Origin of the sequence: Mammaliicoccus sp. J-M40 (assembly GCF_022386395.1) — a bacterium.
Taxonomy (GTDB): Bacteria; Bacillota; Bacilli; order Staphylococcales; family Staphylococcaceae; genus Mammaliicoccus; species Mammaliicoccus lentus.
The window spans coordinates 1-26637 of sequence record NZ_JAJNIQ010000003.1; the positions used below are offsets into that span (position 1 = coordinate 1).

29 protein-coding genes are annotated in these 26637 nt (G+C 31.8%); 7 read left to right on the forward strand and 22 right to left on the reverse strand.

Going from position 1 to position 26637, the window contains the following annotated elements; translation table 11 throughout:
• Positions 1–442 precede the first annotated feature (442 nt).
• The 10 genes from LQ688_RS04535 to LQ688_RS04580 all read right to left on the reverse strand — a co-directional run bounded on the left by LQ688_RS04535 (position 443) and on the right by LQ688_RS04580 (position 10278).
• Positions 443–1090 (reverse strand): KinB-signaling pathway activation protein, encoded by a 648-nt coding sequence (locus LQ688_RS04535; protein ID WP_239724138.1) that lies wholly within the window; start codon positions 1088–1090, stop codon positions 443–445.
• A gap of 15 nt (positions 1091–1105) precedes the next feature.
• Positions 1106–2167, reverse strand: a complete 1062-nt coding sequence (locus LQ688_RS04540; RefSeq protein ID WP_016998985.1) for an Mrp/NBP35 family ATP-binding protein — start codon at positions 2165–2167, stop codon at positions 1106–1108.
• Between the two features lie 138 nt (positions 2168–2305).
• Positions 2306–3775, reverse strand: a complete 1470-nt coding sequence (locus LQ688_RS04545; protein ID WP_218688777.1) for an MDR family MFS transporter — start codon at positions 3773–3775, stop codon at positions 2306–2308.
• Positions 3776–3845: 70 nt separating this feature from the next.
• A complete protein-coding gene (locus tag LQ688_RS04550) occupies positions 3846–4313 on the reverse strand; it encodes a SepA family multidrug efflux transporter (protein WP_016998983.1) in 468 nt (155 codons plus the stop codon).
• Positions 4314–4355: 42 nt separating this feature from the next.
• Positions 4356–5687, reverse strand: coding sequence for a multidrug efflux MFS transporter SdrM (gene sdrM, locus LQ688_RS04555; RefSeq protein ID WP_218708774.1), 1332 nt, complete (start codon positions 5685–5687; stop codon positions 4356–4358).
• A gap of 3 nt (positions 5688–5690) precedes the next feature.
• Positions 5691–7280 carry an amidohydrolase gene (locus tag LQ688_RS04560; protein WP_239724136.1) on the reverse strand — a complete coding sequence of 530 codons (1590 nt, stop codon included), beginning with the start codon at positions 7278–7280 and terminating at the stop codon, positions 5691–5693.
• Positions 7281–7461: 181 nt separating this feature from the next.
• Entirely contained in the window at positions 7462–7869 is a 408-nt protein-coding gene (locus LQ688_RS04565; RefSeq protein WP_064211665.1) for a TipAS antibiotic-recognition domain-containing protein, read from the reverse strand.
• A gap of 256 nt (positions 7870–8125) precedes the next feature.
• Positions 8126–8368 carry a hypothetical protein gene (locus LQ688_RS04570; RefSeq protein WP_103269459.1) on the reverse strand — a complete coding sequence of 81 codons (243 nt, stop codon included), beginning with the start codon at positions 8366–8368 and terminating at the stop codon, positions 8126–8128.
• Between the two features lie 10 nt (positions 8369–8378).
• Positions 8379–9077 carry a PAQR family membrane homeostasis protein TrhA gene (gene trhA / locus LQ688_RS04575; protein ID WP_016998978.1) on the reverse strand — a complete coding sequence of 233 codons (699 nt, stop codon included), beginning with the start codon at positions 9075–9077 and terminating at the stop codon, positions 8379–8381.
• 13 nt (positions 9078–9090) lie between these two features.
• Positions 9091–10278 carry a UTP--glucose-1-phosphate uridylyltransferase gene (locus LQ688_RS04580; protein WP_103269460.1) on the reverse strand — a complete coding sequence of 396 codons (1188 nt, stop codon included), beginning with the start codon at positions 10276–10278 and terminating at the stop codon, positions 9091–9093.
• A 181-nt stretch (positions 10279–10459) separates the two neighbouring features.
• Here LQ688_RS04580 and LQ688_RS04585 point away from each other — a divergent pair, with 181 nt between their 5' ends.
• Positions 10460–10612: a hypothetical protein gene (locus LQ688_RS04585; protein WP_016998976.1), complete on the forward strand. Its 153-nt coding sequence runs from the start codon at positions 10460–10462 to the stop codon at positions 10610–10612.
• A gap of 136 nt (positions 10613–10748) precedes the next feature.
• Here LQ688_RS04585 and LQ688_RS04590 read toward each other — a convergent pair whose 3' ends face one another.
• On the reverse strand, positions 10749–11240 hold the full coding sequence (locus LQ688_RS04590) for a metal-dependent hydrolase (protein WP_016998975.1): 492 nt from the start codon (positions 11238–11240) through the stop codon (positions 10749–10751).
• Between the two features lie 282 nt (positions 11241–11522).
• On the reverse strand, positions 11523–12221 hold the full coding sequence (locus LQ688_RS04595) for a hypothetical protein (protein ID WP_218708775.1): 699 nt from the start codon (positions 12219–12221) through the stop codon (positions 11523–11525).
• A gap of 159 nt (positions 12222–12380) precedes the next feature.
• Here LQ688_RS04595 and hutG point away from each other — a divergent pair, with 159 nt between their 5' ends.
• Complete coding sequence (hutG, locus tag LQ688_RS04600) at positions 12381–13370, forward strand: formimidoylglutamase (RefSeq protein ID WP_016998973.1); 990 nt, start codon at positions 12381–12383, stop codon at positions 13368–13370.
• Positions 13371–13373: 3 nt separating this feature from the next.
• Complete coding sequence (rarD, locus tag LQ688_RS04605) at positions 13374–14282, forward strand: EamA family transporter RarD (protein ID WP_016998972.1); 909 nt, start codon at positions 13374–13376, stop codon at positions 14280–14282.
• Positions 14283–14354: 72 nt separating this feature from the next.
• Here the strand turns inward: rarD and argF are convergent, their stop codons facing one another.
• Entirely contained in the window at positions 14355–15374 is a 1020-nt protein-coding gene (gene argF / locus LQ688_RS04610) for an ornithine carbamoyltransferase (protein WP_182094109.1), read from the reverse strand.
• Between the two features lie 205 nt (positions 15375–15579).
• On the opposite strand from argF, the gene LQ688_RS04615 reads away from it, so the two are divergent.
• The 3 genes from LQ688_RS04615 (at position 15580) to LQ688_RS04625 (ending at position 17109) form a co-directional block, all read left to right on the forward strand.
• Positions 15580–15840, forward strand: a complete 261-nt coding sequence (locus LQ688_RS04615; RefSeq protein WP_064211662.1) for a SunI/YnzG family protein — start codon at positions 15580–15582, stop codon at positions 15838–15840.
• A 193-nt stretch (positions 15841–16033) separates the two neighbouring features.
• Positions 16034–16756 (forward strand): SDR family NAD(P)-dependent oxidoreductase, encoded by a 723-nt coding sequence (locus LQ688_RS04620; protein ID WP_016998969.1) that lies wholly within the window; start codon positions 16034–16036, stop codon positions 16754–16756.
• An 11-nt stretch (positions 16757–16767) separates the two neighbouring features.
• Positions 16768–17109 (forward strand): heme oxygenase, encoded by a 342-nt coding sequence (locus LQ688_RS04625; protein WP_064205193.1) that lies wholly within the window; start codon positions 16768–16770, stop codon positions 17107–17109.
• 161 nt (positions 17110–17270) lie between these two features.
• Here LQ688_RS04625 and LQ688_RS04630 read toward each other — a convergent pair whose 3' ends face one another.
• Complete coding sequence (locus LQ688_RS04630; protein WP_017001189.1) at positions 17271–18629, reverse strand: YjiH family protein; 1359 nt, start codon at positions 18627–18629, stop codon at positions 17271–17273.
• A 359-nt stretch (positions 18630–18988) separates the two neighbouring features.
• Between LQ688_RS04630 and LQ688_RS04635 the strand changes: the two genes are divergently transcribed.
• Positions 18989–20143, forward strand: a complete 1155-nt coding sequence (locus tag LQ688_RS04635) for an MFS transporter (RefSeq protein ID WP_135032581.1) — start codon at positions 18989–18991, stop codon at positions 20141–20143.
• Positions 20144–20254: 111 nt separating this feature from the next.
• Here LQ688_RS04635 and LQ688_RS04640 read toward each other — a convergent pair whose 3' ends face one another.
• From LQ688_RS04640 to LQ688_RS04675, 8 genes are all read right to left on the reverse strand, one after another.
• Complete coding sequence (locus tag LQ688_RS04640) at positions 20255–20770, reverse strand: Asp23/Gls24 family envelope stress response protein (RefSeq protein WP_017001188.1); 516 nt, start codon at positions 20768–20770, stop codon at positions 20255–20257.
• Positions 20771–20837: 67 nt separating this feature from the next.
• Positions 20838–21062 carry a DUF2273 domain-containing protein gene (locus tag LQ688_RS04645; RefSeq protein WP_017001187.1) on the reverse strand — a complete coding sequence of 75 codons (225 nt, stop codon included), beginning with the start codon at positions 21060–21062 and terminating at the stop codon, positions 20838–20840.
• 23 nt (positions 21063–21085) lie between these two features.
• Complete coding sequence (amaP, locus tag LQ688_RS04650) at positions 21086–21625, reverse strand: alkaline shock response membrane anchor protein AmaP (protein ID WP_064211668.1); 540 nt, start codon at positions 21623–21625, stop codon at positions 21086–21088.
• A 74-nt stretch (positions 21626–21699) separates the two neighbouring features.
• Positions 21700–22551 carry a GNAT family N-acetyltransferase gene (locus tag LQ688_RS04655; protein ID WP_239724135.1) on the reverse strand — a complete coding sequence of 284 codons (852 nt, stop codon included), beginning with the start codon at positions 22549–22551 and terminating at the stop codon, positions 21700–21702.
• Between the two features lie 166 nt (positions 22552–22717).
• Positions 22718–23734, reverse strand: coding sequence for a FecCD family ABC transporter permease (locus LQ688_RS04660; RefSeq protein WP_017001185.1), 1017 nt, complete (start codon positions 23732–23734; stop codon positions 22718–22720).
• The gene (locus LQ688_RS04665; RefSeq protein ID WP_017001184.1) at positions 23731–24735 is read right to left on the reverse strand and encodes a FecCD family ABC transporter permease; all 1005 of its coding nucleotides are present in this window, start codon (positions 24733–24735) and stop codon (positions 23731–23733) included. The genes LQ688_RS04660 and LQ688_RS04665 overlap by 4 nt, the downstream gene beginning before the upstream one ends.
• Before the next feature lie 14 nt (positions 24736–24749).
• Positions 24750–25553 carry an ABC transporter ATP-binding protein gene (locus tag LQ688_RS04670; protein ID WP_017001183.1) on the reverse strand — a complete coding sequence of 268 codons (804 nt, stop codon included), beginning with the start codon at positions 25551–25553 and terminating at the stop codon, positions 24750–24752.
• A 220-nt stretch (positions 25554–25773) separates the two neighbouring features.
• Positions 25774–26610: a YitT family protein gene (locus tag LQ688_RS04675; RefSeq protein ID WP_017001182.1), complete on the reverse strand. Its 837-nt coding sequence runs from the start codon at positions 26608–26610 to the stop codon at positions 25774–25776.
• Positions 26611–26637 lie beyond the last annotated feature (27 nt).

Here is a 26637-nt window from a genome sequence, read left to right on the forward strand (position 1 = left end):
CAGGATCAAACTCTCCATAAAAGAAGTAAGCTTGATTAGCTCTTGTTGATTGGTTAAGCCAATCACTCTTTGAAGTACTTTCAGTACTCAAATTATTGGAATTAACGTTGACATATTGTCATTCAGTTTTCAATGTTCATTTAAATAAATGTTCAAACAATATTGTACTAAAAACAAAGATTGTTTTCAACTTATTTTTCTTAACTATTTTTTAACACGTTTATAAATATATCGCATTTACAACGTCTTAACAAGAGTCAATTTTACACTTTCAATAAAAACTTTATTTATTGTTTTGTGTGTTTCGCCTGTCGTTTTCGGCGACTTTTATATAATATCAAGTGGCCAATAAAAAGTCAACGATATTCCTTAAAATTTTTACAAAAAATTAAAAAACACAAATTCGGATTGTAAATCATCCATAAATTTGTGTTTTTCTTCTCTATTTCGTCTTTTTGGTACTTGTACCTTTAATTTTTTCTTTCTTTTTTCTTTCTTCCAAAGATAGTTCATTATATTTGGGTAACATTATTAATTGATATGAATTACATAATAAAAGTCCAAATATCGTTAAATAAATCCAACTAGTATCCTCAACTCTTAAAAATGGGATTAATTCTACAGTTGTCATAACTATCATAAAGAACATAGAAGGAATCCATAAGTTCTTTTTAGATTGTTTATTTTTGATATTACTTGTAATAATCGCAAAAATAATTACAACAATAGGTAACCATATGAATGAAATAATTTGATCCGTGCCACCAAATCTTAAAAATCTAAAATAAACGAGGTCAAAAATCGCAAATACAGTTACAACGATTTGTACATGTGGCCATATCTTACCAAATATACCTATACCTAACTGATTGATAAACAAATAAATAAAATATGCTAGCTGACTTATTGTTGCAACCAGTAAGCCTACAACAACAAACCATATCGATGCTGCTACAAATTCGCCAACTTCTCCAGCGACTATATATTTAGTTACTTTATCATATCCAAATATCAATGAAGATATATATGTAACAATTACACCGATTAACAGAGTATTCCTATAAAATTGTATTAAATATTTAAGAGTCACTAACTTACCTCCGTATTATGATTCCGTTGTAATATCAATAACATTTTCAGCTATTTGATCATAAATTTTGCCTAGTGGTTCATGAGAACCATAAATAGAAGGAGAGAAATTCTCTTCATTCCATTCTGGTTGACTCAACGGTAATTCTCCTAATAATGGCGTTTGTAACTCTTGTGCTAATTTAGCACCGCCACCTTTACCAAACACATATTCCTTATTTCCAGTTTCTTTACTTTGGAAATATGACATATTTTCTATGACACCTAGTATTGTATGTTCAGTATGTTTAGCCATAGCTCCAGCTCTTGCTGCAACAAATGCTGCGGTTGGATGAGGTGTTGTCACTATTATTTCCTTACTAGAAGGTAACATCGTATGCACGTCGAGTGCCACATCGCCCGTGCCTGGAGGTAAATCTAAGATTAAATAATCTAATTCTCCCCATTTAACTTCTGTGAAGAAACTAGTAATCATTTTACCTAGCATTGGACCTCTCCAAATTACAGGTGCGTTTTCTTCAACAAAGAAAGCCATAGAAATAACTTTAACGCCTTCTCTTTCTACAGGTATGATATGCTCCCCTTCTACTTCAGGTTTTTCCTGAATACCCATCATATCAGGTACACTAAAACCATAAATGTCTGCGTCTACAAGACCAACTTTTTTTCCTTGTCTTGCTAATGATACTGCTAAGTTTACGGCAATAGTTGATTTACCAACTCCACCTTTACCAGAAGCTACTGCTATAAATTCAACCGGATTATCTTTAGATAATAATCCTTCTATTGTTTGTTCTTCCATTATTCCTTTGAATTTTTCTAATGTTTCTTCAGATAATTCATCGAAACGTATTCCAACAGTTTTAGCACCGTTGTCTTTTAATAGGTCTACAATTTCCATTTGTAAATCAAGTTGCGGTTGTCCACCCATCTTGGCAATCGCTATTTTAACACTAATGTGTTCTTTTTCTTCTTTAACGCTAACTTCTACAATTCCACCAGTTTCTTTAATTGGTACATCTACTATCGGGTCGTGTAACTCCCCAACTAATTCTTTAACCTGTTCTACAGATAACAATGCTACTACTTCCCTTCTTCTTGTTAATCTATTCGTATCATATTCAGTGTAACAAAAAATATAGATTAATTGTTAGTTTATTGTTCAAAAAAAGCAGGCGAGACATTAATTAAATGTCTTAGCCTGCTTCTTTTAAATTTAATTTGAATGATTTGGAATTCTTGTATTTTGGTGTTTGTTCTCTGTTTTTATAAACATAGAAAGTACTATACCAAAAAATACAATTACAGTTAATACTAGGAATGCAGTATTAATACCGTGTATCATTGCTTGAGATTGCAATATCTCAGCTTTATTTCCAGCGCTTGCCGCTTCAAATTGTTCTTTTGATGGGTTAAAGTTTTTAGCACCAATTGACATGATTGTTACTAATATACCTGTACCGATCGAACCAGAAATTGTACGTAATGTATTCATCATAGCAGTACCATGTGATAATAAGTCGTTTGGTATTGCATTTAAACCAGCTGTATTTACAGGCATCATTATCATCGATACGCCGAACATTCTAATAGTATATACTACAATTAAATATACTAATGAAGTGTCTGTACTCATAAATGCCAGCATAAACGTTGTAATCGTTATAATTGTAAAACCTGTTATCGCTAACCATTTAGCACCATATTTATCGAATAATCTACCTGTTACAAGTGACATTACACCAGTAATAATTGCCCCAGGTAATAATAATAAACCGGAAATGAGCGCTGAATATCCTCTAGCATCTTGCATATACATTGGCATTAATAAAGATGGTCCTATTAAAGATATCATAGTAAATACACTAATAACTGTAGTTAAAGCGAATGTTTTATATTTAAACACTCTGATATTTAATAATGGATTTGTTAATTTTAATTGTCTTGTTAGGAATATTACGATTGTCACTATACCTATTATTAATGAAACAATAACAGTTAGTGATGAAAAGCCCATCGATCCTGCACTACTAAATCCATATAAGAGGGCACCAAACCCTACTGTTGATAATATAATTGATGGTACATCTAAATGAACATCTTTTGGTTTAGAAATATTAGTTAAATATTTCGCTCCAAAACTCAATGCTACTACTGCAAATGGAATAATTGAATAAAACGGACTTCTCCAACTAAAATTATCAACTAAGTAACCTGATAAAGTTGGTCCTATTGCAGGTGCGAATGAAATAACAAGACCTGCCATACCCATTGCAAAACCACGTTTTTCTTTAGGGAATAAATTAAATAGTACGAATTGCATAAGTGGCATCATAACACCTGCGCCCATCGCTTGAAGTACTCTTGCTAACATTAAAACACTAAAAGTAGGTGCTAAAGCAGCAACTACCGTACCTATCGTAAACGATAGCATCGCCATTAAATAAAGTGGTCTCGTATTAAATTTGTCCATTAAAAATGCAGTGGCAGGTATCATAACACCATTGACTAGCATGAATCCTGTCATTAACCATTGCCCTTGGTTAGCATCAATATTTAAATGCACCATGATTTCAGGTATCGCTGTGTTTAATAAAGTTTGGTTTAAAATAGCCACGAAAGCACTGACTAACATGACAGCGACAACTAAATTTCTTTTACCTTTTGAAATATCCTGAACGTCCATGGTTTCATCTCCTTCTAAATATACCTTAGCTATTATGCACTAATTTATTTCGGAAATCAAAATAAACGTTCTATTTATTTAAATTTTTACTTTCTGGATAGAATATTTCAGTACAGATGTACAGAATCGTGATTATGATCAAAATTACCCAAAAATCAATTTTAATTTGAGAATAGTAAATATGAACGCAAAAATAAAACATAACGGTGCTCACCGATATCGTTAATAAGTGAAATGTCATACCTTTAAAATAAGGGTTATCATTTAATTTGGTTTTAAACCTATCTAGCAACAATTCAATGGCTACTAAAGTGAAATATCCGAATAGTATATAACTGCCGTAATAAATTAAATTGTCAATCATGCTTTTATTATAGTTAAACTCTGCTAAACCATAATATATAAGTATTCTGCTTAATCCAAACATACCAAAGGAAAGTAGCACGATAAATATAGCACCAGATATAGTAAATATACCTACGATAGCTAGTATCGCTAGCAAATGAAAAATATCAAAGCGTTTGTTTTTTCTTCTCATAAAGCGCTACTCCTTTTAAATATGTTTACATACAAATTAAATCTAACTTTTAACTTCTTTAAAAATAATCGCCCATACAAATGTTAATATCACTACAATTAACATGATGTATAACATAATATTTTGAATACCATATGCTAAAAACGGGACGTTTAATGCAAATATAGATGCAACAATTAATGAACCTGTTGTACTTCCGATTGTTTTGAACAATGTATAAATAGACATCATTGAACCTAAATGTTGAGGTGGTGACTCTTCTTGAACAATTACGACATCTTTTGTATATACCGTTCCAAATGAAGTTCCCATTACAAATACAGCAAAAGGTATAATAGCAATCATTTCAACACCTGTTAAGATGGCAAACGCCCCTACAAACATTGCTAAGAAAGCTAACATATAAATAAATTTCAAAGCCAACTTATCTAATTTACCTAAAACAAAAGTAATAATTAGCCAACCTACAGACATAGGGAAAATGAGTAGTCCACTTTGCAATGGCGTAAAGTCTTGTTCATTTTGTAGGTATATAGGCATAAATATAGTGTATCCCATCAGCATTGTTGAATAAATCAAATCTGTAAATAATACGAGTATTATTTTCTTATTAATAGATGCTATCGGAACAAATGGATTTTTAACTTTCTTCTCAACTTTAAATAGTAAAAATATAAAAACAATTAAAGTAACAATACTTAGTATTCTTACTATGGAAGGAACTTGTTCAGAAACAATACACAAGAAACTAGCAACAGCTCCATAGAATACAATTAGGCCTTTATAATCCAATCTCGTTTTTTCAATTGTATCTTGTTCAAAATTAAAATACTTAATAACAAGCCACATTGAAATAAGAGCGATTGGAATATTGATATAGAATAAGAAACTCCAGTTTAAGGATTCTAATATTGCGCCACCAAGTAATGGTCCTACAATACTAGAAATACCCCAAACACTTCCTACTATTCCCATCACTTTATATCTTCTAGGTATAGGGAAAGCAAGTTTAGGAACGACTTGGCCAAGTGTCATCATCACACCTGCTCCCATACCTTGAATAATTCTAGAAAAAACTAAAAGTGTAAAACTTTGCGTTATTTCTGTAAGTCCACAAAGTATACTACCTATAATAAAGGTGGAGATACCTAGTAAAACAACATACTTAATATTTATTCTCTTTACTAACTCACCAACTATTGGTGTCATGAATACAACTGCCATTAAATAAACAGTAAATATCAATGCTACTTCTGTACCAATACCAAAATCTTTTTGCATCGTTGGTGTAGCCAAAGAAACAATAGATGTTTCAATAGCGCTCATAAACATGATTAATACAAGCGCTAATACAATGCCTTTATTTTTAGTCATAATTTACTCTCTTTCATATACAATTTCCCCATTTACAACTGTTTTTGTTGCCTGAATTGTAGCTAATTCTTTTTTATCAATTTCAAATGGATTTTTATTTAATACTGTGAAGTCCGCTTCATAACCTACTTTAATCAACCCAGTTTTCTCAGTAGTTTGAGCTATCTTACTCGCCTGAGTTGTATAAAGACCAATTGCATCAAAAACAGGTAAAGCCTCCTCAATAAAATATGCACCATCTTGTCCATATGATTGTCTATTAACAGCAGCATGAATCCCTAAAATTGGATTAGGTATTTCTATCGGAGCATCTGAACCTCCACCTATTATAATATTACGTTCCAACATTGATTTAAATGGATATAAATACCTCGCTCTTTCTGAACCTACTTTGTCTTCAACCCATGGAAAATCGCTTGTTATAAATTGTGGTTGAACGTCACATATAACAGGTAATTTTGAAACACGTTCTAATAATTCTTCATTTAACGTACTAATATGGATTAAACGGTCTCTTAAGCCGTTTGGAACTGGATTGTTTTCTATCGCATCCAATACCATTTCGCAAGCCCTATCTCCTATCATGTGAACAGCTATAGCACCATTATGCTTTCTTGCAAGTTTTACTTTCTCATCTAGAGCTTCCGGTGTATAAATAGCTAGACCATAATTTTTCCCGCTCGGATCATTCGAGTAAGGTTCTTTCATTAATGCTGTACTCCCACCGAATGCCCCATCAGCGTAAAACTTCATCGCGTCTGGCTCTAGCCAATTTTCTACAAATGTAGCACCGTCTTGTATCATTTGTTCATACACACTAAAATGTCTTAACAGTCTAACTTTAAATGGTTTTTGATGTTGTTTATCTCCTATAACTGTTTTATATGCGTTTAATACATCTTTATAATCATTATAATAACCTAAATCTTCAGTATGTGCGCCAGTCACGCCAAATTGATATAAATAATCAACAGCATTTGTTAAATGTCTAGTTAAAGATTTTTCATCTTCAGTCATGGAAAGTTCTTCAAAAGGTTCCATTGCAGTATCGTATATCCACCCTGTTAACTCGCCGTTTACTTTTTCATATGATCCACCTTCAGGATTTTGAATATGATGATCAATATTTAATAATTCTAAAGCTTTAGAATTAACAAAAGCAGCATGTCTACATACACGTTTTACGATAACAGGATTGTCTTTACATAGTTCATCTAAATCATGTTTATTCAAACGTATACCATCAAGCAAATTTTCATCATAGCCTTCAGCAACAAGCCATTCACCTTCAGATAATTTTTCAGCTTTTAATTTGATTTTATTTTTAATTTCTTCAATATTCGTTTCTCCATTTAAAATTACGGAAGACAACCATACACCAGTTCCCATCACATGGATATGCGTTTCCACAAACCCTGGAAACATTGTTTCGCCTTTTAAATCAATAACTTCGTATTCTTTTTCATTTATTCGATTTAAATCATCTTGGTCCAAAACTTTTTGAACCTTGTTCTGATTAACAATTACGCCTTTATATGTATCATCAGGATTTATCATTGTATAGATTGTGCCATTTTTGAAAAGCTTTTTCATCATATCCATCTCCTTGTAAAATTGCTCTTACGCTAATTCTACATATTAAACCAAAAAAAATACAACGATAAAAATAATAAAACCAATTAAAATAACAATCATTCTTGGCGTTCAGCATAGTTAAAAGCTTTTTAAAAGCTGAACACCAAGTAATCAAGTTTATTAATTGGTTTAAATTTGTTTAATTTTCTAGTACATGCCTAACAGCTGTGATAAGCACTCTTGATCTTTCTTCCCCGAAATACTCTCTAAATCTTGCATCTTCATCATACATCTCCACCATTTCAAGATGTCTTTCTTCTGTATAAGTCGGCCAGCTATATGTTAACCATTCTTTGTGTAATTCTGTTGCTTTTTGCTGTCTTTCTAAAGTAGCTCCATTATCAACAATTTCATCCAGTTGTTTAAACAAGTTATTTTCTATCTCATTTTTGCTTTGAATTTCATCTTGAGACATATCTACATATTTATCATCCGCCTGATCGATATTCTCGTGACCAAATCTTTCTTCTACTTGCTCGCCTTGTTTTTCTTCATTTTCATTAAGTACCTCTCGATGGAACGCTTCATATTTTCTTTCTTTTGTCATCTTTAAAGCCCCCTTCTATTTCAAAAATAGCTTATATATATGTTTTACCCATTTTTTAAAAAGTTAATGAAAAATAAGAAAGGAGAGCAGGACAGAATCCTTATTTTTTCAAAAGATTCCGTAGTCCCGCTCCGGCAAGGATGACTAGGTTTGAAAAGTTTAATATAAGCGCATTTTCCAGTCAGCTACTGCCAATATAACAAAAGAGTCTGAGACAATTTTTATGTCTCAGACCTTTTCATTAATATTTTATATTTTATTTTAATCGTCTATCTTCATCGGTTTTTATATGTTCATTAAATTTTTGTTGGTTATTTCTTTTTTGATGTTTGATCAATAAAATCATGACATAAAGTAAACAAAGACCAAATATAAGGGAAATGACACCCATGAATTGTAAACCGCTTGCTCTACCATCACTAAATACAAAGTAATAAAAGAAATAGCATTGAATCATTATAATAATTGTCAAAACAATATAATACAAACGGTAATTCATGACTTACCTCCTACATAAAGTACATTATTGCAATGAAATGAAATATGGATGCAATCAATATAAAGAAATGCCAAATCATATGGAAATACTTTTTATCTTTTTGTGCATAGAACCATGCACCAATTGTGTAACTAATACCACCGAAAAGTATAAATAACATAAATAGAAGAGATGTTTTATTAATAATAGACGGTAGCATAAGAACACCCATCCATCCCATTATTAAATACATTGATAAACTCAATTTATGATTAACATTTTTAGCAGTAGATTTATAAACTATGCCCCATATTGTTATGCCCCATTGGACACCCATTATGACCCAACCTAACCATCCGCCTACTAGAGACAAAGCGATAGGGGTATATGTTCCACATATTGCAATGTAAATCATACTATGATCTATAATTCGCATAATATATTTCTGCGGAGACGAAGTAGACATAGAATGATAAACTGCTGATGATAAGAACATAAGCATGATACTAATAATATAAATAGACACACTTGTTGATTTTAGTGCACCATCTTGTATATAACTTGCAACTGCTGCATATGGTAAAAAGAATAACAGTATAAAAGCTGGTACTCCATGTGATACTGCATTTCCCACTTCTTCTCCAAAGGAAAGAGGCATAATATCTTTAAAGGCCTCTTTCACTTTTCCTTCTTTTTTGTGATGAGATTTTGCATTACTAGACTGTTCCATTCACTTACCTCTTTTACAATAATTGATTTGCTTCTAGATCTTGTTGTGCTGTTTCTATACTATCTTTTCCTTCTTTATTTTTTAATGGACTAAATTCTTCTTTTCTATCTACTTGTAGTGTAGCAAATGAATTTGCATATTGGAAAATATCAAAATAAAATAATTCGAATTTTAAAGTTTCTTTTTCTATTACACTAAAATCTTCATCTATTTGCTTAAGGTTTTTAATCGCTAAGTGATAAGGAAGTGGTTTAGAAGCCGCTTCAATTAAGAAATCTAATTTAAAGGCATGAATTCCAATATTAGCGTTTTCTAATTTATTAACCTCACCTTCAGGTAATTCTGAATACTCAAGGACTTGTTTTTTATCATCAATAGATACTATACGACCTACTTTTTCGTCTGGATATGCTTGTACTGATTTAGTTGTAATGTCACAATCCTTTTCTTTTATAAAACCGGCAAATTCTGGATCTAATACTTTAACTAGCACATTATCAATATTATTTAAGAATAAGTATTCTACACCATTGTCTTTCATTTCATTTAATAAATTAGCTTTTTCTAATGATTTAAAAACGCCACCGTTTCCATTCGGGGTACGCATAATATGTTTATCTTTATCTAATACAAGTTCCCCCTCTGTTGATAGGGCTACAACATGGTCTTGTTTGAAAAAGTGGATATAAGATTCATCATAACCAAAATAATTATTTTCTAAAAAGAAAGATAGTGTATCTTTATGATTAATATCACTCGTCATGATGTACCAATGAATAGGTGTTCCAGTTTCTTCGAATAATTTATTTAACTGTTCTGCTTGTCTTTCAAATAAACTTTTATCATTAAATGAGAAAGTGCCCTTAGGTGCTTTATGACCTAAACGCGTGCCTTGGCCACCAGCCATAAGTAAAACTGCAAATTTACCTTCTTTAATTGCACTTAAACCTAATGAGCGGTACTCTGCTAATTTCTCTTCAGGTAAGTTTTCTTTAATGTCATAATTAATTTGTTCTACATCATCTGCTATTTCAATCATTTTTCTATTTACATAAACATCTTCATATAATTTATCTACTTCATCTAGATCTATTCTGTCCATATCTATGTGTAGCTGTTCTTTTTCGCTTTGGCTCATCATTTTACAATATTCTAAAATGTGACCTTGCCCGTGTTGCTTTAAGATTGTTTCATCTAGCATTTATAATACCTCCAAAATTTGACTCATTATCATTATACGACTTTAGAATGATTTGTCTAAAAATATCATAAAATAATTAAAATTTAAATGATTACAGAAGTAAAATATGGGTATGATATATAATGTGTAGATTCTATAACACAAATAATCCTATATCTAATAGGTCAAGGAGGATTTTATTATGAGTTTAGGAGACAAATTTAACGACGCAAAAGATCAAGCAGTTGACAAAGGTAAAGAACAGGTAGACAAAAACAAAGACGAGTATACTGAAAAAGGTAAAGATTTTGCCAAAGACAAAGGTAAAGATCTTAAAGACAAATTCAGTAAATAACATAAGTATTATAAAACAGTCCGAGGCATATATAAATGTCTCGGACTGTTTCTTTAATATAGGCAAGGGTGACTATGAAATATTTTTACTAAAAGGAGATTCCCACCCCACTCCCTTCACTTTTAAATATTTATTTTTATAAAAATAATCTATAAATATCTTTCCACCATAATACCACTGTAATAGCGGTAAATGCTGTTGAAAGACTTAAATCAACTACTCCGCCTGTCCTAAATACAAAGGGCATTTTTACAGATATATTAATTGGATAGAATAATTTTACGCCTCTAGGTGTAAGCATATCTAAAATAATATGTGATAGCATCCCCATTATAATAGATACTAAATATGGCTCAGGAGCTTCAATTGCCTTTAACCCCCAAAATATTAAAAATAGAAATAGTAATGAATGTGTAAAAGTCCTATGTCCAAAAATTGTGCGTATAATTAAACTTAAAGGAAAAAGCTTTCTACCTATATTGCTTTTAAAATGACAAATATCTGGTACTAAACTAGCCACTCCACATAAACTGACAATTGTAAAAGACGTAAAGATATCCTCTCCATAATAAATACTTAATGATGACCCGATGAATATACCGCAAGCTAGATGTGTTTTTCCCGTCATATTAGTTTTCCTCGTTTCTATAAATTTCTTTATTAATTTTAACATAATAAAGCGAACAAGTATACGAACACTTTGTGACTTTGTTGTGATTTAAATCACGGTAGAAAAGATTTATTGACAATTATGTGAATTAAATCACATATTCATTGATTTCTATATAACACTTGGTACAATAACAGTGTAAGTCATATTAAACATAACCCTATACCATTGTTGAAATAACCCCCTTATTTCACACCAAAAAGCGCTCGTCAAAATTGACGAGCGCTTTTTGGTTAATCATTAACTTGCTGCTTTATTTTCATTTTGTTGATTATTTTGCAGATTAGACTGTTTGGGTTCTTGCTCTGAGTCATTATTGCTGTTTTGTCTATTCAAATCTTCATGAGATTGTTTATTAGAGTCATCTTCTGAAGAAGGTGTTTCCTGACTTGGAGTATTATCTCGCGATTGATTACTCTGTTCGTTAGGAGACTGTTGTTGATTGTTTTCATTAGTGTCCTGATTTTCTTCAGGTAATTGACAGCCCTCATCATTACATAAATACCCATCATGACTTAAATTTTGCCAAGCTCGAGTAAATTCAATTGTGTTTTCAACTTCATCACACTCCGCTTGAGAATCACCTTGATTCAATAAACAATTTCTTGCTTTTGAATAAGTCTCAGTATCAAATTCACTTTCCCCTGAATTACGATTCGGTTTAACACCATTAACATTTTCTTCAATCGGAATTTCTTCCGATGATTCATTTTCGTTATTAATAGCTTCATTATTATTCTGATTTGTATTTTCGTTCGTTTCTGTTTCTTGACTACTATTTTTCTCAGTCGTCTTTTCTTCCGTTGTTTTTTTCTTATTTGCGTTCGTTTCTGAAGTTTTTTCGTCTTGGTTTGATTTATTTGTATTCGTAGAAGTTTCATTATCACATGCTACTAGAAACATTAAGCAAACTGCTAAGAGACCATATATCCATTTCATAGAATCACTCCTGGGCCTTTTTGCTTTATTTTCCTTGCTACTCATAAAAGACACTTCTTTCTTATAAAATAATTGAGCATTAATTAAAACATAAGAATATCATACATGATAAACTAATATTAGTAAAAATAATTGTATCATCCCAAGGAGGTATTTGTTATGTATAAAGCTGTCAACAAAGATGAATGGACTGGTAGAACAGATAGCGAAACTTTACGTTCTGCTTTTAGATATCATCAAATTATAGACACAGTTAACTTAGAGCAAGAAGCAATTGAACCAATAAAAGAGTTTGACGATCAAATTAATATGGCTCTCATTGGTTTTGAATGTGACGAAGGTGTCGCTCGTAATAATGGAAGAACAGGAGCGGTCGATGGACCTAAACATTTTAGAAAAGCATTAAGTCCCTTGCCTATTCATAACGAATATTTACACTTAACAGATTACGGTAATGTCGTTTGTCATAAAACTAAACTCGAGGAAGCTCAAGCTGAACTTGGAGACAAATTATCTCAAATTCTTCCATATAACCATTACACTGTACTTGTAGGCGGTGGTCACGAAATCCTATATGGTCACTATTTAGGTGTTAGAAAAGCAAATAAGGACAAAAAAATAGGCATAATAAATATTGATGCTCATTTTGATATGAGAGATTATGATAAACAACCATCTTCAGGAACAATGTTTAAACAAATATTGGACCAAGATGATCAAGTAGGCTACTTTGTTCTAGGCATTCAGAAAAATGGTAATACAAAAGCTCTTTTTGAAAGAGCTGATGAATACGGCGTTCGATATATTCTTGAAGACGAATTAAGAAGTCATCTTTCAATTGAGACAATCACTTCTATAAGCTCTTTTATAGAAGAATATGATGAAATTATGATTACATTGTGTACAGATTCAATTGATGTAAGTTATGCCCCTGCTGTAAGCGCTCCTTGCATTATGGGATTACAACCTCAAATTGTACAAACTATTCTACAATTAGTTACGAATTCAAATAAAAGTACGAGTATAAGCATAGCAGAATTATCACCTAGATTCGATATAGATAATCGCACAGCTAGACTTTTAGCTAATATTGCATCGAACATTTATCACGACCAAGCTGAAGTAGTTCAGTCACATTGGGAGTCTTAATTTATGTCAGAAAATAAAAAAGGCATACTATTAGCTGGGTTAGCCTATACTATATGGGGTGTGCTGCCTTTATATTGGAATCTCGTTGACGAGATTGGTCCATTTGAAATACTTGCACACCGCGTTCTTTGGTCAGTAGTATTTATGCTTATACTATTGACAGTAACCAGACAGTTAAATATGTTTAAAAATGCGACAACAAAGTTATTCAAAAACAAAAAAATGCTAATCGCTATCATAGCAGCCGGATATATTATTACATTAAATTGGGGTACGTTTATATGGGCTGTTAATAACCATCATGTGCTACAAGCTAGTTTAGGTTATTATATAAATCCATTAGTCAGTATATTATTTGCTTTTATATTTTTAGGCGAACGATTTTCTATTGCACAATGGATTGCGATTATACTTGCTTTCATAGGTGTACTATTTATGACGTTTCAAGTTGGAGAATTTCCAACAGTATCCATCTTGTTAGCTGTCTCATTTGCGCTATATGGATTAATTAAAAAAGTAGTAGATATTGATGCTTTCAGTAGTATTACAATAGAATGTATTGTAACTTTACCTGCTGCATTGATTTATATCTATTATTTATCTGAAACGAATAATATTACATTTGGTATGAATACTTCTAGCGCTTGGTTATTATTAGCTGGTGTAGTAACAGCTACTCCACTTGTACTGTTTAGTGCTGGCGCAAGAAAAATCCCATTATCTTTAACAGGATTTTTACAATATATTGCACCGACCATTATGTTCTTCTTAGGTATATTCCTTTTAAATGAACATTTTGATATTAATCAATTTATTACTTTCATTTTTATATGGATTAGTATCATCATATATAGTTACTCGAAATACATGGAAATGAAGAAAAACAGAAGAAAACTAATAAAAAACAAATAGAAAAATCGTTTCGTTAGAAATAGCGAAACGATTTTTTATTTAACCATACTATCGATTATTTAAACTTAATTATTAATACAATTCTCCACATGTTGCTGCTAAGAGAGCTTTTATAGTATGCATTCTATTTTCGGCTTGTTCAAATACTCTTGAATAACTTGATCTGAATACATCGTCAGTTACTTCCATATTTGTTACACCAAATTTATTAAAACAAAGTTCGCCCATTTCTGTGTTTAAGTCGTGTATAGCAGGTAGACAATGTAAAAATAAAGTATTTGGCTGTTCTGTTAAATTAATTAATCGTTGGTTTACTTGGTAATCTTTTAACAATTCATAACGAGCTTCTAATTGATTTTCTTCACCCATCGAACACCATACATCTGTATAAATTACATCACTGCCATATACACCCTCTTGAATGTTATCTGTTATCAATATTTCACTTCCAGATAACTCACTTAATTCTATCGCTTGTTGTTGTACGCTTTCTTCTGGTTGTAATTCTACCGGCGCTACGATATGAATATTAACGCCTAATATTGCACTTGTAACTAATAGTGAATGAGCAACATTATTACGTCCATCGCCTACAAACGTAACTGTCTTATTCTCATAAGTACCAAAATATTCTTTGATAGTTAAGAAATCAGCTAACATTTGAGTAGGATGCCATTCATTTGTTAAACCGTTCCAAACTGGTACGTTAGAAAATTTAGCTAAATCTTCAACAGTATGTTGTTCAAAACCTCTAAAGGCTATCCCATCAAACATAGACCCTAATACAATTGCAGTATCTTCAATTGATTCCTTTCTGCCAAGTTGTAAATCTTCTTTACCGAGATAAGATACATGTGCCCCCATTTTAGTAGCTGCTACAGTAAATGCTGCGCGTGTACGAGTTGATTGTTTTTCAAACAATAAAGCAATATGTTTACCATTTAAAAAACGTTGAGGTATGTGATGTTTTTCCTTGAATTTTAGTTCTTCAGCTAATTCAATAAGTTGTTCTAACTCATCTTTAGAAAAATCAACCTCTTTTAAAAAACTTGTCTGATATAAATCTTTTAACTTTGATAACTTCGTCCCAATGAAACCAACTCCTTTTTATTTATAAATAACATCATATAATACTTTTTGCACAATGTAAATAGTTATACAGTATATTGCATAAAAATACTTATTTTATTAGTATGACACATTGTTTTAAAAAGGTAACACATTTTTACTGTTTTCTATTGAAAACGAATTCATAATACGTTATGATATAGCTATCAAACAAAAGGATGTGTTAGATATGGCAATGAGAGTATCAAAGGATAATAATCAAGTTCATATTCACTGGAGAGTAGCTGACATTACTATTCCAAATGACGAAATCAAAGAGGTTAAGGAAGATCAAGACATTCATGCATTGTCTAATGAAGACCAAGATCACGTTGTAAGAATTGGTTCAACTTTTGGTAAAACAAATCGTGTCATTATTAATACAGACGATAAAGAATACATTATATATACACATGCCGATAAGAAAATTTATAACGAATTAACTAAATAATACTTAGAAATAATAAACAGGCTGAGACATATTTTTGTCTCAGCCTAATTTATTGTAATAGCAGTAGATGACTGGGGGGGTGCGACGAAATCTTTTTTAAATAAAATTTCTGTATCTCTCCTTTCTAAGTAGTTAAAATATTATGCTACTTTTTCATAGCGTGCTAACATAGAGTTAAGGAGTGATGCCAATTATGTTAAGAAGTTTATCAGGCTTAAACGCCATTATCACAGGCGGTTCTAGAGGAATCGGTAAATCTATCGCAATTGCTTTAGCACGTGAAGGTGTTAATATTGCAATCACAAGTAGGAATCTTGATACTCTAAAAGAAACTGCTGATGAACTAAAAGAATTTGATGTAAATATATTTTATAAAGACGCTAATATTGCTCGCAAAAATGATGTACAAAAATTTATAGAAGATGCTCACCATGCACTCGGTTCTATCGATATTGTTATTAATAATGCAGGCGTTATGAAAAACAATCCTTTTTTAGAAGTAGATGAAGAAGAGTTTGACCAACTTTTTGATACTAACGTCAAAGGAATATACTATGTACTACAAGAATCTCTCCCTTATTTAGTTAAACAAAAAAGCGGAGATGTTATAAATATCGCTTCAATGTCAGGACTTAAAGCTAATGCTACAAGCAGTATTTACGCTGCTACAAAATATGCAGTCATTGGAATGACTGAAGGAATTATGCAAGAAATGAGAAAACATAATATTAGAGTTTCTTATTTAACACCTTCAGCTGTTCTCACAGATTTAATTGGAGAACCTAAGTTACAAGAAGAAACGATGACACATGCAGAAGACGTGGCAGATGTCGTTGTATCTCAGTTAAAACTTCAACCTAGAACTTTCATGAAAACAGCACAAATTTGGGCTACAAACCCAACACCAAAACAATAGGAGTGATTTAGATGTATGTTGTAACGAATAGAATTAAAATGAAAAAAGGCTATGCAGAAAAATTAGCACCAATGTTTACTAAAGGTGGCGCATTACAAGAAATGAAAGGTTTCATTAAAGTTGAAACTTGGAATATGCAAGATATAGAAGAACATGATTTATTACATGTAAATATGTGGTGGGAAACTTTAGAAGACTTCGAAGCTTGGAAAACAAGTGATGCTTTTAAACAAGCACATAATCGTGATGATAAATCTGAAGATGATAAATCCGAGAATGAACAAAGCGATTCACCAATGCTAGGTTCTGAACTCGCAATTGCTAAAGTTGAAACATCACTAGACCCTAAATAAAAATAATTAGACTTATATGCACAATAAAGCATAAGCATTCATAATAAAAAGTCCGAGACATTTATAAATGTCTCGGACTTTTTATTTATACAGGCATCCTTGCTGAGGTGGGCATACAAAATCTTTTTACCAAAATGAGATTTCTCAGCACTCTCTTTTAATTAAAAGAATATATGAGCCATGATAACAATAATAGGTAATGCAATGATTGTACGTATAATATAAATCATAAATAACTTACCTAAACTGACTGGTATTTTAGATCCTAAAATAACGCCCCCTACTTCTGATAAGTAGATTAATTGCGAGATGCTCAATGCTCCGACGATGAATCTTGTCATATCACTAGGCACATCACTAATTAATAATGATGGTAAGAACATATCAGCAAACCCTATTAATAAAGTTTCTGAAGCTTCATGTGCATAAGGTATTTGCATTAATTCTAATAATGGTACAAACGGTGCACCTAATATACTAAATAACGGTGTATATTCTGCTACAATTGTAGCCAATGTACCGATAGCCATTACGACTGGCAATACAGCCAACCACATATCTAATACAGTTTTTATACCATTAATGAAAAATTGTTTTAATCCCGGAGACACAACTGCTTTATCAGTGGCTTGTTGAAAACCCCATGTTAATGGATTGTGTGTCTTAGGAATCGTTTCATTTAATTTTTCAGTACTACCATTTGAATATTGATCCGGTATTTGTTTAAGTGGCCATATTCTTGGCATAATAAATGCGGCTACAACACAAGCTATAATTACAGATAAATAGAATTTAAAGAAGTGGTCTACAAGCCCTATCGTTTGAGCAATAACAATAGCAAATGTAATTGACACAACTGAAAATGTTGTTGCAATAACTGTCGCTTCACGTCTTGTATAAAATCCTTGTTCATATTGTTGACTCGTAATCATAACCCCTACTGTTCCATCTCCAATAAATGAAGCTAAATTATCAACTGTTGATCTACCTGGTAATTTAAATAATGGTCTCATAACTGGCGCAAACATTGGGCCTAGAAATTCTAATAAACCAAAATCCATTAATAATGGTAGAAACAATCCAGCAAAGAAAAATACCGCTAATAATGTTGGTAATAAGTCGTTATAAACCATTACCCCAGTATTTTCATTAAGCACAACCCCGGGACCGACATTAAAATATACCGAGATTGCAAACAGTGCTCCTAAAATTCTAATAACTACCCAAATCCAATTAACATTAAAAAGTTCATTCGTGATAGTACGTTTTGTAGAAGTCTTGAATACTGTAGAATAAATAATCGTTAATATCGCAGATACTGATATTAATAACATGATAATTAATCCTGATGAATTGCCTAAAAACTCTAAAGTTTTATTAGCTAAAAACGCTACTGGCAGACTTGTTGAAGTCTTCCCGTCCTCATCTGTTACTGAGACAGGTATTAAAAATAAATAAATTCCTAGTAACGATAATATTATAAATTTTAATCTACCAACTAAAACACTTGTTTCTTTCATATGTATGCTCCTTTACGCAAGATTAACTATACACAATATTTTATAAATATTCAATCCTATTCTTTCCTATTTTTATTATATATTTTTTTGTAAGCGCTGTCATTAAAAATCGGGAGAATATATAATAAATAAGACTATTTATAATTAAATAGTCTTATTTCAAGTCACTAATATATTTTAATCATTCAATAATTTGTATATTTCACGTATATTAACCCTTGTTTAATCATGTTCTACTATATTTTTATACATATATTATGAGTTGAATTCTCAATCGTCCGGTTATTAAATTTTGTCTGTATTTTTGCATATCACACTGTTATAATCATGTTTATATGTAAAAAAGAAGGAGTAATAAAATGTCAAAATCACGATTAGTCACATTTATGTTGAGTGTTTTTGTAGTAGGAATGGTTGAATTGATGATTGCTGGTATTTTAACACTGATGAGTGCAGATATGAATATATCAGAAGCAATTGTAGGACAACTTGTAACTGTTTATGCATTAACATTCGCTATTAGTGGTCCGATACTTGTTAAGCTTACAAAGAATTTTTCACCTAAATTAGTATTAATGATTAGCATGATTTTATTTATTATCGGTAACGGGATTATCGCATTTTCACCTAATTTTACAATTTTAGTGATTGGGAGAGTATTATCATCTGCCGCTGCTGCAATCATTGTTGTTAAAATTTTAGCTTTAACTGTTATTTATTCAAAACCAAGTCAACGCGGGAAAATGATAGGTCTTGTTTATACAGGTTTTAGCGCTTCAAACGTTTTAGGTGTTCCTTTAGGTACTAAGATCGGAGACCTTGTTGGTTGGAGAATGACTTTTCTATTTATTTGTTTAGTTGGCGTAGTAGCATTTATTCTAATTTCTATTAATATTTCTAGTGACAAAATAAATAATGCTGATGAGCCTACACCTCAAAATCATAGTTATAAGATCTTACAGCCTTTAGAAGTAGTCAAATATTTAAGCATTACATTTCTAATACTTGCTGCAAACTATGTTGTTATCACATATATTAGCCCATTATTATCTATATATGGTTATGACTTAAATATTGTTTCTCTTGTACTATTAGTCGCAGGAATCGGAGCAATTTTAGGTACATCTCTGGGCGGTTATATTACTGATGCTATAGGTAGTAAAAACTGGTTAATCATATCATTAAGTACATATACAGTACTTATGTTTATATTCCAATCTTTCTTACCTATATTAATCATCACTCTAATGGGTGTATTCGTTTGGAATATCGTACAATGGGGTTCTAACCCACCAGTTCAAATAGGTATTATTTCTCAAATAGAAGGAGATACTAGTGCAGCGATGAGTTGGAATATGTCTAGCTTAAACGCTGGTATCGGAGCTGGCTCATTATTAGGTGGTATTTTTGTAACTTACTTTAATGTAGTTTCAAGCTTATATGTAGCTGGAGCGCTTAGCTTTATCGCTTTATTGATATGTTTAACAATTAAAAAACAACCAAAAATAGTATAAAAAAAGGGAGCAAGACAGAAATCTTATTTTCAAAAAAGATTTCATAGTCTCGCCCCTGACAAACATGACACAGGCTGAGACATTGATATGTCCCAGCCTGTTTTTTATTCATTATTGTAATTCTTTGTTATTACCTTGTGATTGACCATCTTCATTTGAAGAATTTTTTTGTTCATATTCTTTCTTACTCATAACATCATCTACATGCATGTTTACTTCAACAACTTCAAGACCAGTCATATGTTTAACTTGTTCTTTTACTAAGTCAGCAACTTTTTTGAAAATTTTCGGAGCTGATTCACCATATTCTAAAATAACTTTTAAATCTACAGCAGCTTGTTTTTCTCCTACTTCTACAGAAACACCTTGTGTTACATTGTTTCCAGATGTGAAACGGTCAGTTAAACTAGAAGCAAAGCCGCCTTTCATATCTAAAATACCTCTTACCTCTCTAGCAGCAATACCAGCAATTTTCTCTATTACTTCATCAGAGAATGATAATGTATTTGAAAATTGTTGTTCTTGAACTTGTTCTTGCTGTTGTTGTTGGTTTTCACGTACTTGATCATTTACACCAGTTTGTTCATTGTAACTACTTTTTGCTTTATTGTTGTCTAAATTTGCCATAATAGAATCTCTCCCTTAAAATAGTTTAATTTAATTTATAGTTTCTTTAATTATTTAATAATGCAGTTTAACTTATTCGGTTTAAGAAATTTAAAAACTGCTGAGTACAGTCTTTAATGTACCCTAGTCCTATACCTATTAAACATAGGACAAGAATCAATACCGTTTTCCAAAAACCAATTGTTAAAAATAAAACTGCTAATATTAACATCGCAATAAACCCAACAATTCTCCATTTATACTCTTTAATAAAATTAATGAGTTGATTTGGATCTTGATTTTCATTTGGCATAACCGGAACCTCCTATCCTTAGTCTATAAAACTCTTGTATCACTTGTTTTCTGGTCTCTAACATTAATTTCAATATTTTTGACAGGTATTTCGGAAAAATGCTCAACATTTTGCTTAATATCGTTCTTCATATTTTCCGTTAATGATTGAATACCATTCGTTTCAGATACAACAAAGAAATCTGCTTTAATCGTTGCATAAGAATTATTTTTCTTATTGTACAACTTTGCTATAACATTTGGTTGTCGTACTTCGTCGTATTTCTGGATTGTACGATAAACACATTTTTCAATCGAATTTCTAGTAATGTATATGTGCCCATCCTCATAATCACGATGTAAGCCTGGTTTCTTATGTGTCGGTTTAAATGCTGCAAAGAACATTAATAAACCAAAGAATATTAAAACCCCTGCACAAGCAATCAATGTCGGTTGGAACCAATTATATTTTAATAGTTCCTGTTGATAGCTTGTTATTTGACTAATATCCAAGTACATAAAAAGAAGCGTGCCCACTACTACTATGATGAATAAGCCTAGGAAAAAATTCTTTAATCTTCTCACTGGCAACTGCACCTCCTATGTAAAGTTCTATTGCTAGTATTAGTTATACCCCTAAAATGATTTTAGAAACGTTTTCAACTCATTATTTCATTTTTTGGTAAAATTTTTACAAATTCTCCAACTTGCTCATAACCTATTTGTTTATAAATTTTATTGGAGGTGGGATTTTCAAGATCAGTATATAATGTCGTATATTTATAATCTTCTAATAAACGTTTTGTTAAGAGTGATACATTTTTAGCTGCATAGCCATTCCCTCTGTATTCATGAGGCGTATAAACCATAGCAACATGAGCAAATATTTCCCCAACTCCTGAATATTTAACGAAAGATACCGCCTTATTTTTATCAATAAATAATTGTCCAGCTTCATTTTCAATCCAATTCAAAATTATATTATTTTCTTCATCACGATTTAAATTTTTCAATTCAGTTACTAGACCTGTTTCTATCATGAAACTTTCATACCATTTTTTCAGCAATATGATATCTTCATTTTTAGTTATTCGGGAGTGCCCCTTCACATTATCGAATTTATTTATCACTTTATGACATACATAAACACCTTCATGAACTGCTATATACCAGTTACTATATAACTTTTCTGCTAGTTTAATTGTATAATCCTTATCACCTGCAATACCCATCTGAATATTGGAATAAGATGAAAGTTTTTCTGAAATATAATCTATTAATTTCATTTCATTATTCAATATTACAATTTGTATTGGAAACGGTGGTGTATGAATAATTATTCCAAGTACTTCCTTATTCTCAATAATTCCTGATAAATAATACTCTTTATATTTACCTTCTTTGATAAAATATATCAGTCGTTCTGCCAAATTAAATTTTCCATTTGTATTTTGCAAGCTCTGAAAAATTTCTTCAGGGACACGATTACTTTCATAAACTTCCCAGTACATATACCTCTCCTCTTTTCTTTTGTGTATATTTTACACTATTAGTAGGTTTTTAAAACACTTAATATAATTTAACTTTCCAACAATAAAAAAATCCCTAACCTGTTGAATTAAATCTTCCAACTGATTAGGGATTATTATTAAATATAAATATTGATATCTCAAATTATTATATATGTGCTGATTTTTGCATTAAGTATAAGAAGTATGGCGCACCTACTATTGCTACAATAATACCTGCTGGCAAGCCATTTGGTTCTAGTACTATTTTACCAATTGTATCTGCGACAACCAGGAGTATAGCTCCGTTTAATACTGCTATTGGTAAATATAGTTGATGTCTTGGTCCCACAATACTTCTTGCAATATGCGGCCCCATAAGTCCAACAAATCCGATACCACCTGCTACTGATACGGCTGCAGATGACAATACGACTGCTAAAAATACGAGTAAAATACGTTCTCTATTATTGTTTATACCGAATGAAACCGATATTTGTTCATTTGTACTGAGTACATTTAGTACATTAGCTTTATAAAATAGGAATGGCATAACTATGATTAACCATGGTATAAATGCAAATACGAACGGCCATTCATCACCCCAAATATTACCTGCAAACCATCTTGCGATAAATTCCATTTGATCTTGATCAAATGTAGACATAATTGTAATGGAAGCACCACTCAATGCAGTTGATAAGCCGACACCAATCAATACCATTCTCACGGGGTTAATGCCTTCTCCTTTTTTATAACTAAACATGAATATAACCATCGCCGTCGCTATACCACCGACCATACTTACCATTGGAAGTACATATACAAAATCACCTGGTTGTACAGTACCGACAACTAAGAATAAAGCAATCATAAACCCGCTTCCTGCATTAATACCTAATATACCTGGTTCAGCAAGGGGATTCTTAGTAACACTTTGCAAAATTGCTCCACTTAAAGCTAAACTTGCTCCAGCTAATATCGTTATTAACATTCTCGGCATTCTAAATTCATACAATACCATTGAATCTAGTTCATTACCTTGACCAAATAGTGTTTTAAAGAATTGAATGAATGACATCTTAAATTCGCCTGTCGTCATAGCGAATGCCATTGATGCGATTAATGCTATAATTAAAACGACAAGTGTTATTCTCTGTTTTCTAACTATTTTTGGATGTATCATAATATCTTACCGTCCCTTCTTACAAGATAAAGGAAGAACGGTACACCTATTATAGAAATTACAGCACCTATTGGAGCTTCTCCTAACATTCGTGCTATCATGTCAGCTAAAAGTAATATAAAACCACCCATTACTGCTGTTAAAGGTATAACACGTTTATAGTCTGTACCGACTATAAATCTTACTATGTGTGGCACCATCAAACCTACGAATGCTATTTGCCCTACTATTGATACAGCAATCCCTGCTAAAAACATCGTGGATACTAAACTTGTATATCGCACAACATTACTATTTTGTCCTAATCCTTTTGATAGTGTATCTCCTAGGCTAAGTATCGTTAATTGTCTGCTCATTATAACTAAAACAATTAAAATAACTAGAACAATCGGTGTAGAAATCGCAAGCTGTTTCCAGTTTGTACCACTTACGCCACCAACGCTCCAAAATGTTAAAGTTTGGTTTAATCTAAATATCAATGCGATTCCTTCACTTGCAGCTGTCAATAATGCAGATACTGCGGCACCTGCTAATACTAACCTCATCGGGTTAAAACCACCGCGTTTAGAGGAGCCTACGCTCATGACAAGAATACCACCTATACCTGCACCTATAAATCCTGCAAACATAAGGGTGAAATAACCTGCATTTGGAATAACTGCTAAAGTTAAAGCTAGCATCATACTAGCTCCAGCATTTAAACCAAGTAAACCTGGATCAGCTAATCCGTTTCGAGTAACACCTTGCATAACTGCACCAGATACTGCAAGTGCCATCCCAACGACAACAGCTCCTATTTCCCTAGGTATTCTTATCTCTCTTAAAATATTATGTTCTTCGATACTTGGATTATAATTAAATATTGCGTTATATACCATTTGTAATGATGTGTCTTTTGCTCCAAATAAAAATGACAGAAGTAAAACAGCTACAAGTAAAATAATTGTAACTGTTAAGATAATTGGATAGCGATTTTCTTTAACTGTTTTTGATTGACTCATATGTTGCCATCCTTTTATAACTTAGTATAGTGTTTACATAAAAGATTATAAGTAACAAGCATAGGTTTCCCAGTTCTAGGATCCGTAGATAATTCAGCGTCAATATTAAACACTTCTTCTAGAATTTCATTTGTTAATACTTGTTCTGTTTCGCCTTGAGCAACAATATCTCCAGCTTTCATAGCTATTAAATGATCTGAGAATCTGATTGCTTGGTTAATATCATGTAACACCATAATAATTGTGCAACCTTGTTCTTTATTTAACTCTTGTACAAGTTCTAGAATTTCGAGTTGGTGAGAAATATCTAAATATGTTGTTGGTTCGTCTAGGAATATGATATCTGTCTTTTGTGCGAGTGCCATAGCAATCCATACACGTTGTCTTTGACCACCACTTAAATCGTTAATTGCTCTATATTTAAAATCATGAGTGCCCGTAACGTTAAGCGCCCATTCTATTTCTTCTTTGTCTTTTTTTGATAATCTTCCAAATCCTTTTTGATGTGGATAACGGCCATAAGAAACGAGTTCTCCAACTGTTAATCCATCTGCAACGTCAGGTGACTGAGGTAATATTGCAATTTTCTTTGCGATTTCTTTAGTAGATGTTGAATGTAGATTTTTGCCATCTAAAACAACTTGCCCTGATTGTACATTTAAAATACGACTTAATGCTTTAAGTAATGTTGATTTTCCACAACCATTCGGCCCTATAATAGAAGTAATCTTCCCATCAGGTACCTCTAAAGTTAAATCACTAACTATTGCTTTATCTCCATAACCTATTGAAATGGCTTCTCCCGTTAATCGATTCATAGTGAACCCTCTTTCCGTTTAAAATAAATCTATAATATATGCGTTGCGTTAATTTTTAATTGTAGTTAAATGATAATGATTATCATCACTCGTACTTACGTATTATATCATTTAATAATAGTGATTTCTATCAATATATGAATAATTTCACTCATATTACACATTTAATAAAAATAAACATGTTAAAAAAGCTAGAACTTTTTGTCCTAGCTTTTATGTTTTATTCGTCAAGTAAGAATCCGTTCCCAAGTACATCTCTTACATCATGGACAACGACAAACGCATTTTCATCAAATTTTCTAATCATTCGTTTTGTTCTTGTCAATTGCGTTTTGGCAATGACAACGTATAATACATCAGTATCTTTTTTTGAATAGTAACCTCTACCATTTAAAATGGTACAACCTCTACCTATTTTTTCATCTATCATTTTTGCTATTTGATCTGGGTTTTGAGAAATGATTGTAACAGCCTTTTTAGGGTTCAATCCTTCAATTACAAAGTCCATAACTTTCGTTCCTATATATAATGCAACGACAGTTATTAATGCTTTTTCTACAGGCATAACAGTTAATGAAAATAGAACTACGATAAGGTCAAAAAATAGAAGAGCATATGATGTGTTCACATCTAAATACTTATGAGCAATTCTCGCTAATATTGTTGTTCCTGCTGTTGTGCCACCTGATAATACGATTAAACCTATACCTAAGCCAACCGTAAATCCGCCAAACACAGCATTAATAAGTATTTCACTAGAATCTAATGCCCATGAATCCGTCACTCCTAAGAATACGGATATGAGTATTACAGCAATAATAGTATATACTGTGCTTCTCTTACTCAAGAATTTATAACCTAATGCAATTAATACCGCATTTAAAATAAACGTAGACCAAGCTGGCGCAATATCAAACGCATAAAGTAAGATTAGCGAAATACCCGTCACGCCACCTTCACCTAGGTTAGCAGATATAATAAATGTATTAACACCTGCAGAAAAGACAAATGAACCTACAATTATTAATATCATATCTCTTAGTAATCTATTTTTCATGACCTTACCTCCTTTTAGATTTTCAAT